This is a genomic window from Streptomyces thioluteus (assembly GCF_039535865.1).
This window is the reverse complement of record NZ_BAAAXZ010000023.1, coordinates 1-15,795: the sequence shown is the minus strand read 5'-3', so window position 1 is coordinate 15,795 and position 15,795 is coordinate 1. Positions and strand designations below refer to the sequence as shown.

The 15,795-nt window shown below is 74.7% G+C and carries 8 protein-coding genes and 7 pseudogenes; 6 read left to right on the top strand and 9 right to left on the bottom strand.

Translation table 11 applies throughout. From position 1 onward, the window contains the following. On the bottom strand, positions 1-201 hold a 201-nt coding region (locus ABD794_RS02905; RefSeq protein ID WP_344960750.1), incomplete at its 3' end, for a hypothetical protein. On the opposite strand from ABD794_RS02905, the gene ABD794_RS02900 reads away from it, so the two are divergent. Further along, positions 182-556: a hypothetical protein gene (locus tag ABD794_RS02900; RefSeq protein ID WP_344960749.1), complete on the top strand. Its 375-nt coding sequence runs from the start codon at positions 182-184 to the stop codon at positions 554-556. The two genes, ABD794_RS02905 and ABD794_RS02900, sit on opposite strands and share 20 nt — an antisense overlap. Before the next feature lie 2,012 nt (positions 557-2,568). On the opposite strand, the pseudogene ABD794_RS02895 reads toward ABD794_RS02900, so the two are convergent. The 5 genes and pseudogenes from ABD794_RS02895 to ABD794_RS02875 all read right to left on the bottom strand — a co-directional run bounded on the left by ABD794_RS02895 (position 2,569) and on the right by ABD794_RS02875 (position 6,111). After that, a pseudogene (locus ABD794_RS02895) lies at positions 2,569-3,776 on the bottom strand (Dyp-type peroxidase). Next, positions 3,773-4,114, bottom strand: coding sequence for a hypothetical protein (locus ABD794_RS02890; RefSeq protein ID WP_344960747.1), 342 nt, complete (start codon positions 4,112-4,114; stop codon positions 3,773-3,775). Before ABD794_RS02890 ends, ABD794_RS02895 begins: the two are co-directional and overlap by 4 nt. Positions 4,115-4,205: 91 nt before the next feature. After that, a pseudogene (locus ABD794_RS18510) lies at positions 4,206-4,433 on the bottom strand (EfeM/EfeO family lipoprotein); the annotation flags it as partial. An 869-nt stretch (positions 4,434-5,302) separates the two neighbouring features. Beyond that, on the bottom strand, positions 5,303-5,653 hold the full coding sequence (locus tag ABD794_RS02880) for a hypothetical protein (protein WP_344960744.1): 351 nt from the start codon (positions 5,651-5,653) through the stop codon (positions 5,303-5,305). Positions 5,654-5,667: 14 nt separating this feature from the next. Beyond that, complete coding sequence (locus ABD794_RS02875; RefSeq protein WP_344960743.1) at positions 5,668-6,111, bottom strand: hypothetical protein; 444 nt, start codon at positions 6,109-6,111, stop codon at positions 5,668-5,670. A gap of 106 nt (positions 6,112-6,217) precedes the next feature. Between ABD794_RS02875 and ABD794_RS02870 the strand changes: the two are divergent. Beyond that, positions 6,218-7,793 (top strand): annotated as a pseudogene (locus ABD794_RS02870) (alpha/beta hydrolase). A 142-nt stretch (positions 7,794-7,935) separates the two neighbouring features. Here ABD794_RS02870 and hemQ read toward each other — a convergent pair. Together hemQ and hemG are read right to left on the bottom strand one after the other, a co-directional pair. Then, positions 7,936-8,633, bottom strand: a pseudogene (gene hemQ / locus ABD794_RS02865) (hydrogen peroxide-dependent heme synthase). Positions 8,634-8,664: 31 nt separating this feature from the next. Continuing rightward, positions 8,665-10,110 (bottom strand): annotated as a pseudogene (gene hemG / locus ABD794_RS02860) (protoporphyrinogen oxidase). Between the two features lie 123 nt (positions 10,111-10,233). Here hemG and ABD794_RS02855 point away from each other — a divergent pair. The 4 genes and pseudogenes from ABD794_RS02855 (at position 10,234) to ABD794_RS02840 (ending at position 13,747) form a co-directional block, all read left to right on the top strand. Further along, a complete protein-coding gene (locus ABD794_RS02855; RefSeq protein WP_344960742.1) occupies positions 10,234-11,427 on the top strand; it encodes a thiolase family protein in 1,194 nt (397 codons plus the stop codon). A 49-nt stretch (positions 11,428-11,476) separates the two neighbouring features. Further along, complete coding sequence (locus ABD794_RS02850; protein WP_344960740.1) at positions 11,477-12,664, top strand: 4-hydroxybenzoate 3-monooxygenase; 1,188 nt, start codon at positions 11,477-11,479, stop codon at positions 12,662-12,664. A gap of 29 nt (positions 12,665-12,693) precedes the next feature. Continuing rightward, positions 12,694-13,334 (top strand): annotated as a pseudogene (locus ABD794_RS02845) (dioxygenase family protein). Next, a complete protein-coding gene (locus ABD794_RS02840; RefSeq protein WP_344960738.1) occupies positions 13,304-13,747 on the top strand; it encodes a peptidase associated/transthyretin-like domain-containing protein in 444 nt (147 codons plus the stop codon). Before ABD794_RS02845 ends, ABD794_RS02840 begins: the two are co-directional and overlap by 31 nt. A 148-nt stretch (positions 13,748-13,895) precedes the next feature. On the opposite strand, the pseudogene hemE reads toward ABD794_RS02840, so the two are convergent. Continuing rightward, a pseudogene (gene hemE, locus ABD794_RS02835) lies at positions 13,896-14,963 on the bottom strand (uroporphyrinogen decarboxylase). Between the last annotated feature and the right edge of the window lie 832 nt (positions 14,964-15,795).

Here is a 15,795-nt window from a genome sequence, read left to right as displayed (position 1 = left end):
GAGCTCGACGACCCGGTGGCCGCCCTCGGCCGCCTCTTCGGGCGCGTCGTCGAACAGCGCGAGCACCTCGTACTCCCGCTGATCGGCGGCCCGTTGGTGCCGGACCGGGCGGATCAGGGAACTCCAGCGCGCCATCCGCGCCGGCCTCGGGGAGATCCTCGAAGCCGGGCGGAACGCGAAGGTGCTGCGCGCGGACGTCACCCCGGAGGACCTCATCGCCGTGGCCGCCATGGCCTGCCGGCCCATGCCCCACCTCCCGGCCGGGGCGGGGCGCGGCCCTCGCCGCCCGCCAACTGGCCGTCTACCTGCACGGCCTGCGCCCCGAGGGCGCCCTCCCGCTGCCCGGCGCACCGCTGTCACCCGGGGACTTCGGGTCGTCCCTCGCCATGGACTAGGACGAGCCCCCCGGACCGCCGCGCAGCGGCCGCCCGTCTACCGCCCCCGCAGCAGCCTCCGCACCGCCACCCCCGCCCCCACCATCGCCGCCGCCGCCGCGACCTCGCGCGCCCGCGCGGCGGCGGGGCCGGACGCCGAGGCGGCACTCCGCCCCGGCTGAGGCCGCGGCTTGCGGACGAGCCGTCACTGACGGGGCGGGCGGGAGCGCCCTCGGCAAGGCAATGCAGGCGCGCCCGCCCGCGCAGAGCAGCCGGCCGCACCACCACTGCACCGCATACCGTCCTGACCCCTAGCCGCACCCTCCATACCCGCGTGTTCGGGTCGCTGGAAGCAGCGTCGACGCAGGCAGCGGACACTGGGAAGCAGCGTACCCGCGCACACACGCGCATGCTCGAACGGAGCTGAGCCGCCGCTCCGCCCGAGGACAGCAGTAGTCCTCGATGAAGCGCGGACGGCAGCCCGACGCTCACGTCCGCGGTCGGTGTGTGGTCCACCGCGATTGATGACCTGGCTGGTAGGTGCGAGCCAGACGAGTCGCAGCGGGCAGCCGCGGCTCCCGGGGCCCGTCACCTGCCAACCTCGTGCCCGCCGCGCCAGGCGCCAGGGGCCCGCGAAGCGGCAGGCGGCTGGCGTTATCCGAGGCCCGGCCTCGACCGCGACCGTTGCTGCGTGTGCGGCGTCCAGGCAGCGTGGGATACTGTCAACACGCCGTTCAGGCACGTCGGAGATCGTACCGTAGGCGAGGACGATTCCGCATGTGTGTCACAGGCCACTGCGCGCGAGCATCATGGATCTCGATTGATCAGGGGCGTGTACGAGGAAGCGCGCTTGCTCGTCAGCGGCCCGGAAGTAATGTCGCCGTTCCCGTGCCGTCCCTGGCTCGCCGTCGGGGCTGCGAGAAAGTCTGACCGCACGGCTAGCCGCGCTCCTGCGGCGCGCAGTGACGGATAGCTAGTCGAACATGTCGTGACACGCAGGTCGTACTGTGTGAGTGGATTGGCCCACGCCGTCGTGCTCACTGATCTCGTGGCGATCGCGAGTGCGGCGGCAGACAGGTGGTGCGGAGTTAGGCGCGGTCGAGGCGTAGTATACTGCGACACGCATGGTGGTGCGGGATGTAGTGACGATATCTTACCTGGACGCCCCCGGAGTTGGTCGCTGGTGTCGCCCGGGGTGAGCAGCGTGCCGCGGTAGTGGCCCCGAGTCTCCCGTCCAGGGCGCGGCGGGCCGAAGCCGTCACATCGGAACCAACGCAGCTCACCTCCGCACGCTTGCAGCAGGTCGCCACGTTGCGGCCAGCGGAGACGCCTGGCGAGCGGGGCTGCGGCCTCGGCGGTGGCCCTGTCGCGCAACCGAGCAGGTCGTCGTACGCGGCTGGGCGATCGATTGGTACACGAGTTTGCTGTGCCGTACGCCCCGCGCGTCCTGCGACCACGACGAACGGGTCGGGCGGCGGGTCTGCCGAGGGGTGCTCGCTGTGCGCCGTGGAGGCGCTGGATTCGGTGTGAGACGACTGCACCGTGCGTCTGCCGGTAGACGAGGTTGACGGCGCCGGTGGAGGTGGCGTTCCCGTAGGTGGCGTCCGAAGGACTGGCCTCGTTGAATGGGCGTAGTGTGCTGGGGACGTAGTTCCATCGCGCGGTGACGGTGATTGCCGTCGACTAAGTGGTCCAGTGACGCACGCCCCAGCTCGGGTTCGCCGTAGAGGCTGTGCCGGAGCAGCGCCGGAGTGCGGTCGTGCTCGTGACGTCACGAACGATACCGTGTAGGCCGCGCGCAGCGTGGGCGGCGAGCGACGCTGCGGCGTGCGTAGTAGTGTGGATCTGGTGTCGCAGCGTCAGGGTCAGCTGCGCGGGGCCAGGCAGCGCGGGCGCGGTAGCACGCTTGGTGAGTTGTGCAGGATGTGAGCAGCCCGGCGTGGTGCGCAGGTTGTCAGACGTCCTGCGGGTTGTCCGGGACGGCGGGGTGTGAAACGCGGCTGTAGCGTCGTGTGGCCGCGCTGGTGTGGTAGTGGCGCAAGTAGTGGTCGAAGGAGACATTCTCGCGAAGACGACGACGAGGTGCTTGACGGGCGTCGCCGTGGCGGGGGGAGAAACGGGTGCGGCGGCGCCGAGAGGAGGGCGGCGGCGGCCAGCGCCCCGGCGGCCGCCCGCCGCATCTGGCGTTCCACGGTCATGCCCGGGTCCGTCCTTCGTCCGTGAGGTCCGTCAGCGCGCGGCCGTACCGGTCCGCGCGCGGTTCGCGCACGCCCGGCAGCACGAAGAACCAGCCGCCGCCGAACGGGGTCACGTAGTCGGTCAGCGGCTCGCCCGCCAGCCGGTGCTGCACGGCCGTGAACTGCCGTACGGGTCCTGCTGGTAGCAGCAGAACAGCGTCCCCACGTCGAGGTCGCCATTGGGGCGCGCCCCCCGGTCGTAGCTGTAGGAGCGGCGCAGCAGGCGCTGCCGCGGGTGTGCGGGTGCGCGGGTCGGCGGCGCGGATGTGGCTGTCCAGCGGGATCACCTCGCCCTCGGGTCGTACGCGTAGCGGGGCGCGTCGCCCTCGCGGGCGCCGTCGAGCGGGGCCCCGGTGTCGCGGGCGCGGCCGAGCAGCCGCTCTGTTCGGAGAGCGGGACGCGGTCCCAGAACTCGACGTGCATGCGGATCAGCCGCACGACGAGGTACGTGCCGCCCGCCGCCCAGCCCGGCTCGTCGGGTCCGGCCCACACCAGCGGTCCATCAGCCGGGGTGTCGGCCGGGTCCGGGTTGGCGGTGCCCTCCTTGAAGCCGAAGAGGTTGCGCGGGGCGCCCGTGGGGCGGGAGGGGCCGGTGAAGCCGTTGAGCCGCCAGCGGATCTGGAGGGCGCCGCGGGTGTGCCGGTGATGTCGCGCAGGGCGTGCAGCACGGTGTCCGGGCTGTCGGCGCAGAGCTGGACGGCGAGGTCGCCGTGGCACCAGGCCGGGTCGAGGTCGTCGTCGGGGAAGACCGGCATGGGCCGCAGCCGCCGGGGGGCGCGGCCGGCGAGCCCGTAGCGGCCGTCGAAGAGGGAGGCGCCGACGGCGACGGTGACGCGGACGGCGCCGTCCGCCGGGACGCGGGGGCCCCAGCAGCCCGGAGTCGGCCGGGGGCGCGGCGACGCCGGTGGGGAGCGGCGGTGCCGCCGGCGGAGAGGAACCGGGCGCGGTCGGTCAACACCCGCAGCGCGTCGACGAGTTCGGCGCGGCCGTGGCAGTGGCGTCGAAGGCGGCGAACGCGGTGCAGCGGGCGGGCGGGGTGAGGACGGTCCGCTGGCGCGGGCCGTGGAAAGGAACGCCCGCCGGCCGGCCGACGGCCGGGCGTCACGGCGCAGGCCGCGCCGGCGGCGGCGCCGCGCAGGAGGCCGCGGCGGCGTACGGGGTTCACGTCGCACTCCGTACGTCGCAGACGGCGGCGACGACGGCGAGCCGTTCGGCGAGGTCGCCGAAGCAGGCGTCGATCCGCTCCCGGTCGGCCCGTCCGAGCCGGGCGAGCGGCGTCCAACGGCCGTGCCGGTACTGCCGGTCCAGGATGTGCCGGGCGCGCCGGAACCGCCGGTCGAGGGCGGTGGTGGCGATGCCGCGGGCCCGCAGCGCGGGGCGGAGTCCGTCGAGGGCGCGGCGGGCGCCGTCGAGCTGGGCGCGGGCGGTGGCGAGCGAGGTGCCACTGCCGTGGTCGGTGCGGGCCGGTGAGCTCCAGGCGGAGGGTGTCCTCCACGATCTCATGGGCGCGGCGCCCGAGTTCGGCCGGGTCCATGCGCGCCACGGCCCAACTCCCGTGCAGCGCCCGGACGTCGGCGGCGAGCCGGTGGGCCGCGCGGCGCAGGGCCGGTCCGCGTTCACCATGCCACAGGCCGTACTCGACGCGGCGGAAGCCGGTGAAGCGGGGATCGCGCGCGCCGCGGGGCAGTCCGGCGGCCGATGCGGCCGACGGCCTCGCCGCGGTCGCCGAAGGCGCCGTAGGCGCGCCGAGTCGCTGATAGCGCAGGTGCGCCGCGAGCCAGGCGGCGCGGGCGCGCCGGACGTCCCCGATGCGCGCGGCCAGGGCGGCGGTCGCCCGGACGAGCCGGCCGAGCTCGTGCCCGACCCACCGCTGGTAGGCCAGGTCGGCGCGATGAGCTCGCGGCGGTGACGGGAACGACGGCCGGGCCGCTGGCGCCGCGCGCCGGTGACGCGGACGGCGGGGACCGGTGACGGGGGCGGCGTCGGCGGCCGGCAGACGAAGGAGTACGTACCGGGGCGAGCCGGACGGTCAACAGCCGCACTCCGCCGGGACCGATGCCTTCCACTTCGCCGAGGACGGCCTTGGTGCGCGCGTCCTGCAGCCGGGCCTCGGCGGGGGTGGGGGTGGTGTTGCGGAGGGCGAAGGTGCGGGTGCCGGGGCGGGGGGTGGGTCCAGCCGTGGCCGCAGGCGGAAGGGGAGATGTCGACGGCGTCGTCGGCTCCGGGCGGGGCGGGGGGCCGAGGCCTTGGGCGGGGCGGGCGGGGCGGCGCAGGCGCCGAGGAGGAGGGCGAGGAGCAGGGGGAGCGTCGCCAGTGCGGTGGGTTTGCCCCGGTCCCGCCCTTTCACCGTTTCCCGGGGAGACCCCGGACCCCCATCCGACCTTCGGTCGGAGGTCCTCAAGCGCCGGACGGGCTGGTTCGTGCGCCCGGGCTCGAAATTCAGCCCGTCCGGCGTTTGAGGACGAACGCGGCGAAGCCGCGTTGCGGGCCGAGGGGCGGAGCCCCGGAAGAAATGGTGAAAGGGCGGGCCAGGGGCAAACCCACCACACCGCCCACCGCCCACCACACCCACCACCCACCACGACCCGCACCGCCGACAAGGCGGCCATCGTAGGCAGACCCTCCCGCACCCCCACGCAGCACAGGGCCCGGATTCACCCATCCGTCAGCGCGCCCGCCCCCTGCGCGCACTCAGCACCGGAGCCACACCCGCCGATTCCGCGCCACCGTGTGCACCCGGTCCACCCGCTCCGGCCGCAGCACCCCGCCCAGCGCGCCGAGCCCCGACACCTGATGCTCCGTCAGAACCCGTACGTCGCCGTCCTCGACGACCACCTCCGTAGCCCCCACCAGCACCACCACTCCCCCCACCAGCACGGGAAACCCGCACCCCCGCGCCAGCACCGGCGAGCACCGGGCCGCGCTCTGCCGGGCCCACCGCACGACCGGGCGCGGGCGCCGCTCCCCCGGCACCCGCACGAACACCTCGTCCACCCGGACCGGCCCCGCCCGCCGCACCGGCTCGACATGGACGCAGAACACCCCGCCGGGCCCGATCAGCAGATGGGAGACGACCGCGTCGCCGGCAGGACGACCGAGTGGAGCACCTCCCAGCCGCCCGGCGTCAGCGCCTCCAGGACCGCCCCGACGAACTTTTCCGCGGCCAGCGCCCGCCGCCAGGCGTCCTCCACGGGCCGGCGGCCGAGCAGCCGGGCGAACAGCAGGGACCAGCGGCCGGTCCGGGACGCGTCGAGCCCGGCGCGGAGGGTCTCCCCGGGGCGGTTGGGGGCGAGGTCGTCGTCGGGGTGGAGGAAGAGCCGGTCCGGGTCGTAGCTCCGCCCGGCCGCCCCCCGTTTGGTGTCGGCATCCGTCCCGGCATCCGCCTCGGGACCCGTCTCCGGCCGCTCGCGCACGCCCATCACCCCTCCGCCATCTTGCCGCAGTTGGGCGGGAACCAACCCGACCGAACATCTGTTGCGGCCCTCACCGGCCCGCCCCACCACCTCCTTCGGGCCCTTCGCCCCCGACATCGCCGCCGGGTGCTTTACTTCAGCGACTGCCGAATCAAATATCCCTTTTGTCGCAATTAGATATGAAGGGACACCCGTGCGCACAGCTGCCCTCTACGGAACCGTCGGCTCCCTCATCCTCACCGGACTCACCGTCCTCACCCCGCTGCCCGCCGCCCAAGGCGCCGGCGCCCTCCTCTCCCCGGACGGCCCCGCCGAGGCCCGCGGCGTGGCGCTGGCCGCCGAGCGGGCCGCCGCCCGGGGCATCGCCTTCGGCGTCTGCCCGGCCACCGAGAACCTGCCCCGGACCGTGGAGTGCGGCACGGTGTCCGTCCCCGTGGACTACACCAGGCCCAACGGCCGGCACATCGCCCTCACCGTCAGCCGCGGCCACTCCACCGGGCCCCGCTCCGCCCACCAGGGCGCCCTCGTCTTCAACCCCGGCGGCCCCGGCGGCTCCGGCATGATCTTCCCGCTGCTGGCCGGGCTGCCCCAGTGGCAGAAGCTCGCCGAGGCCTACGACTTCGTCGGCTACGCGCCCCGCGGCGTCGCCCGTTCCGCGCCGCTGTCCTGCATGGACCCGGCCGCGTTCAACCAGGCGCCGGGCGACGCGCCGGAGCAGCCCACCGCCGCGTACAAGAAGCAGCACATCGCCAAGGCCAAGGCGTACGCGCAGGGCTGCCGCAACAGGACCGGCGCCGACCTCCAGTTCTTCACCAGCCGCAACAACGCGCGCGACCTCGACGTGCTGGCGCGCGGCCCTCGGCGAGCAGCGGCTCAACTACCTCGGGGCGTCCCTACGGGACGTACTTCGGCGCCGTGTACGCGACGCTCTTCCCCGGGCACGTGCGCCGGATGGTCTTCGACAGCGTGGTCAACCCGGACCCGCACCGCGTCTGGTACCACAACAACCTCGACCAGTCGGCCGCGTTCGAGCGGCGCTGGACCGACTGGCGGCGCTGGGCCGCACGGCACGACGCCGTCTACCACCTCGGCCGCACCGAGCGCCAGGTCCTCGCCTCGTACCACAAGGCGATGGAGCAGCTCCGCCGCCGGGCCGCGGGCGGCAGGGTCGGCCCGGGCCAGCTCCAGGGCGCCCTCGTCCGGGCCGGCTACACCGACAGCGCGTGGGCGTCGGGAGCACGGGCCCTCTCCGCGTTCCTGCGGGGCGACGACGGGCCGCTGGTCGCGCTCGCCGGACCCAGCGCGTCCGGCGCCCCGGCGGCCGAGAACAGCAACGCCGTCTACACCGCCGTGGAGTGCAACGACGCGCCCTGGCCGCGCAGTTGGCACCAGTGGGACCGGGACAACACCCGCCTCGCCCGCAAGGCGCCGTTCGAGACCTGGGCCAACGCCTTCATGAACCTGCCGTGCGCCTACTGGACGACGCCCCGGCAGCGGCCGCTGGACGTCCGGACGGCCCGCAAGGCGCTGCCGCCCGTCCTGCTGCTGGCCGCCGAGCGCGACGCGGCCACGCCGTACGCGGGGGCGCTGGAGCTCCAGCGCAGGCTGTCGGGTTCGGTCCTGGTCACCGAACGCAACGCGGGAACCCACGGCATCGGCGGCGGCCCCAACGCGTGCGTCAAACGGTCACCTGGACAATACCTGCTGACCGGGGCACTCCCGCCCGCCGCACGACGTGCGCGGGCCGCGCCGAGCCGCGGGCGAGCTGACGACCCGAACGCCGGACGGGCTGATTCAGCCCGTCCGGCGTTCGAGGACGAACGCGGCGCAGCCGCGTTGCCCCGCGCGGAGCGCGAAGAAACGGTGAAAGGGCGGGGCGGGGAGAGAAAACCCCACCGGCCGCCCGGCCGGCTACGCCAGCCCCGCCACCAGCTCCGCGACCGCCTTGCGCCGCCCCGTGTAGAACGGCACCTCCTCGCGCACGTGCATCCGCGCCTCGGACGCCCGGAGGTGACGCATCAGGTCGACGATCCGGTACAGGTCGTTCGCCTCGAAGGCCAGGATCCACTCGTAGTCGCCCAGCGAGAACGAGGCGACCGTGTTGGCCCGGACGTCCGGGTAGCCGCGGGCCATCTTGCCGTGGTCGGCGAGCATGCGGCGGCGGTCCTCGTCGGGCAGCAGGTACCAGTCGTAGGAGCGCACGAACGGTACACGCTGACGTAGTCGCGCGGCGTCTCGTCCGCGAGGAACGCCGGGATGTGCGACTTGTTGAACTCCGCGGGGCGGTGCAGCGCCATGTTCGACCACACCGGCTCCAGGGCCTGCCCGAACCGGGTGCGGCGGAAGCGGTTGTAGGCGTCCTGGAGCGCGTCGGACGTCTCGGAGTGCCACCAGATCATCACGTCGGCGTCGGCCCGGAGACCGGAGAGGTCGTAGGTGCCGCGCACCGTGACGTCCTTCTCGGCGAGCTGGGCGAAGAGCTCCTCGACCTCCTCCGCGTAGCCGGACCGGTCCTGCGGGAGCACGTCGCGCCAGCTTGAACACCGACCAGAAGGGTGTAGCGGATGAACCTCGTTGAGGTCCTTGGCCTTCTTGCCGGCGTTCGGGATCTTCTGGCGTCCTGGGCGTCAGTCATGGTCCCTATTGTCCCCCCGCGACGGCGGCGCCCTCGGGCAGGGTCGGCATGGCGGCGAGCAGCTCCTCGGCCGCCCGGCGCGCGCCGGAGATGCACGACGGGATGCCGACGCCGTCGTAGGCGGCGCGCAGACCCGCAGGCCGGGCAGGGCGGCGACCTGCGCCCGGACGCGGGCGACGCGGTCGAGGTGGCCGACCGGGTACTGGGGCAGGCCCCGGTCCCAGCGGGTGACGCGGCTCTCCAGCGGCGTCGCGGCCAGCCCCACCGCGGCGCCGAGGTCCTCCAGGGACATCCGCACCAGCTCGTCGTCGTCGCGCCGCAGATCGGCCTCGTCCCCGTAGCGGCCGATGGACGTGCGCAGGACGAAGACGTCCGGGTCCGCCTCGGCGATCCAGCCCCACTTGTTGCTGGCGAAGGTGGACGCCTTGATCCGCCGGCCGTCGCGCGGCGGTACGAGGAAGCCGCTGCCGGCGGGCAGTCGGGCGACGTCGGCCCGGCGGAAGGCGAGCGTGACCAGGGCCATGGAGGCGTAGTCGATCTCCGCGAGCTCCCCGGCGGCGGCCCCGGCGACCCGGGCGAGCAGCCGTGCCGCGTCGTGCGCGGGCGTCGCGAGGACGACAGCGTCGGCGGTGGCGTACGCGCCGTCGAGATCGAGCCGCCAGCCGTCGGCGGCGCGTGCCAGCCCGGCGACCGGTGTGCCGGTGCGGATCTCGCCGCCGGCGGCGCGGGACGGCGCGGGCGACGGCGCCCGGCAGGGTCCCGACGCCGCCGGCGAGGCCGGCGAAGACGGGCCCGCTCTGCGCGGGCGCGGCGGCGGACAGGGCGCGGACGGCCTCGGTCAGCGAGCGGTGGGCGCGGGCGGCCTCGAAGAGCTTGGGGACGGCGGCGCGCATCGAGGTGCGGTACGAGTCGCCGGCGTAGACCCCGCCGAGCAGCGGCTCCACCAGCCGGTCCACGACCTCGTGGCCCAGCCGTTCGGCCACGTACGCGCCGACGGCCACGTCGTCGCCGAGCTCGGTCGGCGGCAGGTCCGCGTCGCGGGCGACGGCCGCCAGGCCCTCGGGCGAGAGCACCCCGGAGGCGGCGAGCGCGTCGAGGTCGCCGGGGACGCCCATCATCTGGCCCTTGGGCAGCGGGCGCAGACCGCCGCGGGTCCACACCCCGGCGGTGGCGGTGGCGGGCGGCTGGAGGCGGTCGCCCAGTCCGACGGCGCGGGCGAGGTCCACCGCCTCCGGCCGCCGGGCCAGCATCGACTCGGCGCCGAGGTCCACGGGCACGTCCGCGATCCGGCCCGCGAGGAGCTTGCCGCCCAGGCGGTCGGTGCCCTCGAGGACCGTGACGCGCGCACCCCCTTCCAGCAGACGCAGGGCGGCGGTCAGTCCCGAGATGCCGCCGCCGATCACGGCCACGTGGTGTGCGCGGTTCCGGTCTTCGCTCATGGCCTCGCTCATGACCTCACTGTCTCAGACGGTCCCGGGACACCCGCCCGCGCCCCATTGACAGCGCTCGGGGAGCCTGCCGAGACTCTCGACCGAACGGTCAGTCGGCACCAACCCACCTTACGGAGAGCTCATATGCACGACCGCATCCGGGACGTCTACGTCGCCGACGCCGTCCGCACCCCGATCGGCAGGTACGGCGGTGCCCTGGCCGCCGTCCGCCCCGACGACCTGGCCGCGCACGTCCTCCGGGCCCTGGCCGACCGCTCGCCCGCGCTCGACCCGGCCGGGATCGACGAGGTCGTGCTGGGCAACGCCAACGGCGCCGGCGAGGAGAACCGCAACGTCGGCCGCATGGCCGTCCTGCTCGCGGGCCTGCCGGTGACCGTGCCCGGCGCGACCGTCAACCGGCTGTGCGCCTCCGGGCTGGAGGCCGTCGTCCAGGCGTACCGGGCGGTCGCCGTCGGCGACGCCTCGGTGGTGATGGCGGGCGGCGTCGAGTCGATGAGCCGCGCGCCCTGGGTGATGCCCAAGGCCGAACGTGCCTTCCCCGCCGGCCACCAGCAGCTCTACTCGACGACGCTGGGCTGGCGGATGACCAACCCGGCCATGCCCGAGGAGTGGACGGTCTCCCTCGGCGAGGGCGCCGAGCGGATCGCCGACAAGCACGGCATCGGCCGCGCCGAACAGGACGCCTTCGCCCTCGCCAGCCACCGGAAGGCGGCGCGGGCCTGGCGGGACGGCGCCTTCGCCGACGAGGTCGTCCCGCTGCCGGACGTGGACCTCGCCCGCGACGAGAGCATCCGCGACAGCACGTCGGCGGAGGCCCTGGCCGCGCTGAAGCCGGCGTTCCGCCCGGAGGAGGGCACCGTGACCGCGGGCAACTCCTGCCCGCTCAACGACGGCGCCGCCGCGCTGCTGATCTGCGACGAGGAGGGGCTGCGCGCGACGGGCCGCGAACCGCTGGCCCGGATCCGGGCGTCCGCGGTCACCGGCATCGAGCCGGACCTGTACGGGCTGGGACCGGTGGCGGCCGTGCGGCGAGCGCTCGGCCGGGCCGGCCGGACCTTCGCCGACCTGACACATTTCGAACTCAACGAGGCGTATGCCGCACAGGCCCTGGGATGCTTCGCGGAGTGGCCGGAACTCGACCCCGCCCTCGTCAACCAGCGCGGCGGAGCCCTCGCGATCGGGCACCCGCTGGGTGCCTCCGGCGCCCGGCTCGCCGGTTCCCTCGCCCACCAGCTCGCGGCGGCGGGGTCCGGAACGGGCGTGGCGGCACTGTGCATCGGCGTGGGGCAGGGCCAGGCGCTGGTCCTCGAACGCTGAGAACGCTGATGGCCGGGTCCCGGCCCCGCTCCCGGGAGGCGACTGCACCGTGCGCACCACCGTCGGCATCGTCGGGGCCGGACCGGCCGGCCTCCTGCTCGCCCGGCTGCTGCACCGGGCCGGGGTGGACTGCGTGGTGCTGGAGGCGAGGAGCCGGGCCCGGGTGGAGGGACGGCAGCGGTCCGGGATCCTGGAGCAGGGCGCGGTGGACACGCTGCGCGCCTGCGGCGCGGCCGGCCGGCTCGACGTGGACGGCGTCCTCCACGAGGGCTTCGAACTGCGCTTCGGCGGCCGGGCGCACCGCTTCGACGTGTCCGGACGGACCGGCGGCCGGGCCACGACGCTCTATCCGCAGCACGAGCTCGTCAGGGACCTGATCGCGCTTCAGCTCGCCGACGGGGCACCGCTGCTGTTCGACGCCCCCGTCGACGCCCTGGAGGGGCTGGACGGCGACCGGCCGGTGATCCGCTACACCCGGGACGGGGCGGAGCACGTGCTGGAGTGCGCCTACGTCGCCGGGTGCGACGGCGCGGACGGCACCGCGCGCCGGGCCCTGCTGGCCACCGGGGCGGCGCGGCTGCACGGGCGCGGCTACCCCTACGCCTGGCTCGGCGTCTCGGCCGACGCCCCGCCCGCGGCCGACGAGTTGCTGCTCGCCGCGCACGACCGCGGCTTCGCCCTGCACGGCATGCGCTCCCCCACCCTCTCCCGGCTCTACCTCCAGGTACCGGCCGGCACCGAGCCCGGCGCCTGGCCGGAGGACCGGATCTGGGAGGAGCTGGAGGCCCGGCTGGCCGTCGAGGACCGGCCGCTGAACCCCGGGCCCCTCTCGGACCGGTGCGTGTTCCCGCTGCGCGGCGAGGTGGTCGAACCGATGCGGCACGGGCGGCTGCTGCTGGCCGGCGACGCCGCCCACGTCGTGCCGCCCACCGCGGCCAAGGGACTCAGCCTGGCCTTCTCCGACGTCGTCACCATGGCCCGCGGGTTCGCGCACTGGCGCAGGAGCGGCTCGACCGCCCTGCTCGACCGCTACTCGGACCACTGCCTGCGCCGGGTCTGGCAGGTCCAGCACTTCGCCCACGCGATGACGACACTGCTGCACGCGGCACCGGGCGCGGACGCCTACGAGCGCCGGCTGCGGGCCAGCCGGCTCGACCGGCTGGTGGGGCCCACGGCCGCCGCCGCGGAGTTCGCGGAGAACTACGCCGGGCTGCCGACCGAGGTGCCGTTCGTCTGACGGCCGACAGGCAGGGGTAGGCACCATCCATGACGGTTCCCTACTCCGGAATTCCCGGGCGGCAGCCGCACCACCCGCCCGTGCTCCTCCCCTGCGACCCGGAGGCGGCCGAGCTGACCGGCCCGGTCTTCGGCCCGGCCGCGGTCGGCCCCCTCGACGACGACCTGACGCGGCAGCACGCCGGGGAGCCGCTGGGCGAACGCATCACCGTCGGCGGCCGGATACTCGACCGCCGCGGCCGCCCCGTCCGCGGCCAGCTGATCGAGATATGGCAGGCCAACGCGGCGGGCAGATACGCCCACCCCGCCGACCGCAACCCCGCCCCGCTGGACCCCCACTTCACCGGCACGGGCCGCTGCCTCACCGACGACGAGGGCCGCTACCGCTTCACCACGGTCCGCCCCGGCGCCTACCCGGTGGACGCCACCGCATGGCGCCCGGCCCACATCCACTTCTCCCTCTTCGGCACGGCCTTCGCCCCAACGCCTGGTGACCCAGATGTACTTCCCCGGCGACCCGCTCCTGGACCGGGACGGCATCCACCACGCCGTCCGCGACCCCGCCGCACGGGCGAGGCTGATCGCCGGCCGCGACCCGGCCGGACCGGGCTACCACTGGGACGTGGTCCTGGGACGGGCCGTGCGCGACGTGGGCGGAGGACACGCGGTGACGACGACCCCGTCCCAGACGATCGGCCCGTACTTCGGCCCGGCGCTGCCCGCCTCCGGGACCGGCCCGCCGGTCCTGCGCGGCTCGGTCCTCGACGGGGACGGAGCCGGCGTCCCGGACGCCCTGCTGGAGTTCTGGCCCCCCTTCGCCCGGGTCCCCACCGCCGCGGACGGCTCCTACGTCCTGCGCACGTCTTCGGCCGTCCCGCCGTACCTGGCGGTGTGCGTGCACGCGCGGGGCCTGCCGCGGCATCTGTTCACCCGCGTCTACTTCGCAGAACTGCCGGACGATCCACTCCTGGCCGCGCTGCCCCCGGAGCGCCGCGCGACACTCCTGGCCCTTCCGGGCCCTTCGGGACACCGCTTCGACGTGCGCCTGCGCGGCGAACGGGAAACGGTGTTCCTGTCCTTCTGACGGGAATTCGCCCCCGCCCCGCCCTCTCACCGTCTCTCGCCGCGCTCCGCGCGGGGCAACGCGGCTGCGCCGCGTTCGTCCTCAAGCGCCGGACGGGCTGTTCAGGGGGCGGGAAACGGTGAGAGGGCGGGGCGGGGAGAGGAAACCTCTACCGAGCCGACCGCTCGTGGACGAACTCCACCAGCCGCGTCAACGCATCCGGATCCGTCGCCGGCAACACCCCGTGCCCCAGGTTGAACACATGCCCCTCCAGCCCGGCCGCAGCCTCCAGCACCGCGGGCCGCCTTCTCCTCCACCGCCTCGCGCGGCGCGAAGAGGACAGCCGGGTCCAGGTTCCCCTGGATCGCCTTGCCGGGGCCGACCCGGCGCGCCGCCTCGTCCAGCGGCACCCGCCAGTCCGCGCCGACGACGTCCGCGCCCGCCTCGCCCATGAGGCCGAGCAGTTCGCCGGTGCCCACGCCGAAGTGGATCCGCGGCACGCCGTACCCGGCGACCGCGTCGAAGACCTTGGACGAGGCCGGCATGACGTGGCGCCGGTAGTCGGCGGGGGCGAGGGCGCCGACCCAGGAGTCGAAGAGCTGCACGGCCGACGCGCCCGCCTCGATCTGCACCTTCAGGAAGGCCGACGTGATGTCCGCGAGCCGGTCGAGCAGGTCGGCCCACAGCTCGGGGTCGCCGTACATGAGCGCCTTGGTGTGCTCGTGGTTGCGCGAGGGCCCGCCCTCGACCAGGTAGCTGGCCAGGGTGAAGGGCGCGCCGGCGAAGCCGATGAGCGGCGTGGCGCCGAGCTCGGCGGTGAGCATGCCCACGGCCTCGGTCACGTACGGGACGTCGTCGCCCGACAGCGGCCGCAGCCGCTCCAGGTCGGCCCGGGTGCGGATGGGGTTCTCGACGACGGGTCCGACGCCGGGCTTGATGTCGAGGTCGATGCCGATGGCCTTGAGCGGGACGACGATGTCGCTGAAGAAGATGGCGGCGTCGACGCCATGCCGGCGGACCGGCTGCAGGGTGATCTCGGTGACGAGGTCGGGCCGCATACAGGACTCGAGCATCGGGATGCCCTCGCGCACCTTGCGGTACTCGGGAAGCGAGCGGCCCGCCTGCCGCATGAACCAGACCGGCGTGTGCGGCACGGGTTCGCGCCGACAGGCGCGCGCAGGAAGGCCGAATCGTACGCCGCGGTGCGGCCCGTCTGATGCTGGCTGCGCTCACTCATGTCCCAAATCTTCGCACGGGCCGAACGAGTGACCCGCGCATGTGGGTGTCCCTACCCGGAACCGCGGGTCGTTCCGCCTAGTCTTCCGGGCATGGCTGCGGCGCACGGACACCACTCGGACGGTCCGGACGACGTGGGTGGGGAGGGCTCCCCGTCCGTCTTCCGGCCCCCCCGCCCAGGCCTTTTGGGGCCCCCAAAGGGGGGTTTAAAACTTCGTCCGCCCCCCTGCGGCCCGAGAATCGAACTCGATTCCGGACGGACCCCGGCCGCCCCCAGTGGGCCTTCGCACCCACACCTGTCCTCGTAACGCCCTGGAGGTGCGTGCGGTCTGGTGTGTGGAACGACGACGGGCGACAACTACTTTTGGGCGAAACGGACGGGCTTTGCGATCCTGGCCTGGCCCCACCGAACCCCCCCCCCCCCCCGGGCCCCCGGGGGGGCCCCCCACGTGGAACGAGGGGGGGCCCCCCCCACCCCCCCCCCCCCCCCCCCCCCCCCCCCACCCCCCCACCCCCACCGGTTTAGGTGCTTGGTGGGGTTCGGGGGGCCCCCCCCCGTGGGGCACACCCCCCCCACCAAGCAAACCTTGCCCGCCTGGGTGACGCTCGTCCAGCGCGCCGCGTGATCTGGATCCGACGGAGATGGCGGGGGGCCCCCCCGGGAGGGGGGACCCCCACCCCCCACCCCGCCCCCCTATCGCTGCCGGAGGTCTGCTGGTCCTGCTGACGGCCGGCTGGAGGCGCGCCGGTGCCCCTACGCGGCGCCGAGCGGCAACGGGGACGGCCGCGCGGGTTCGCACTTTGACTTCGTGGGCCTGCGGGAGCGGCGCCGT

Coding starts and splice junctions, on each gene's coding strand:
- ABD794_RS02890 (WP_344960747.1), bottom strand. CDS start 4,114: ATGAGATCGTGGAGGACACCCTCCGCCTGGAGCTCACCGGCCCGCACC.
- ABD794_RS02855 (WP_344960742.1), top strand. CDS start 10,234: ATGCACGACCGCATCCGGGACGTCTACGTCGCCGACGCCGTCCGCACC.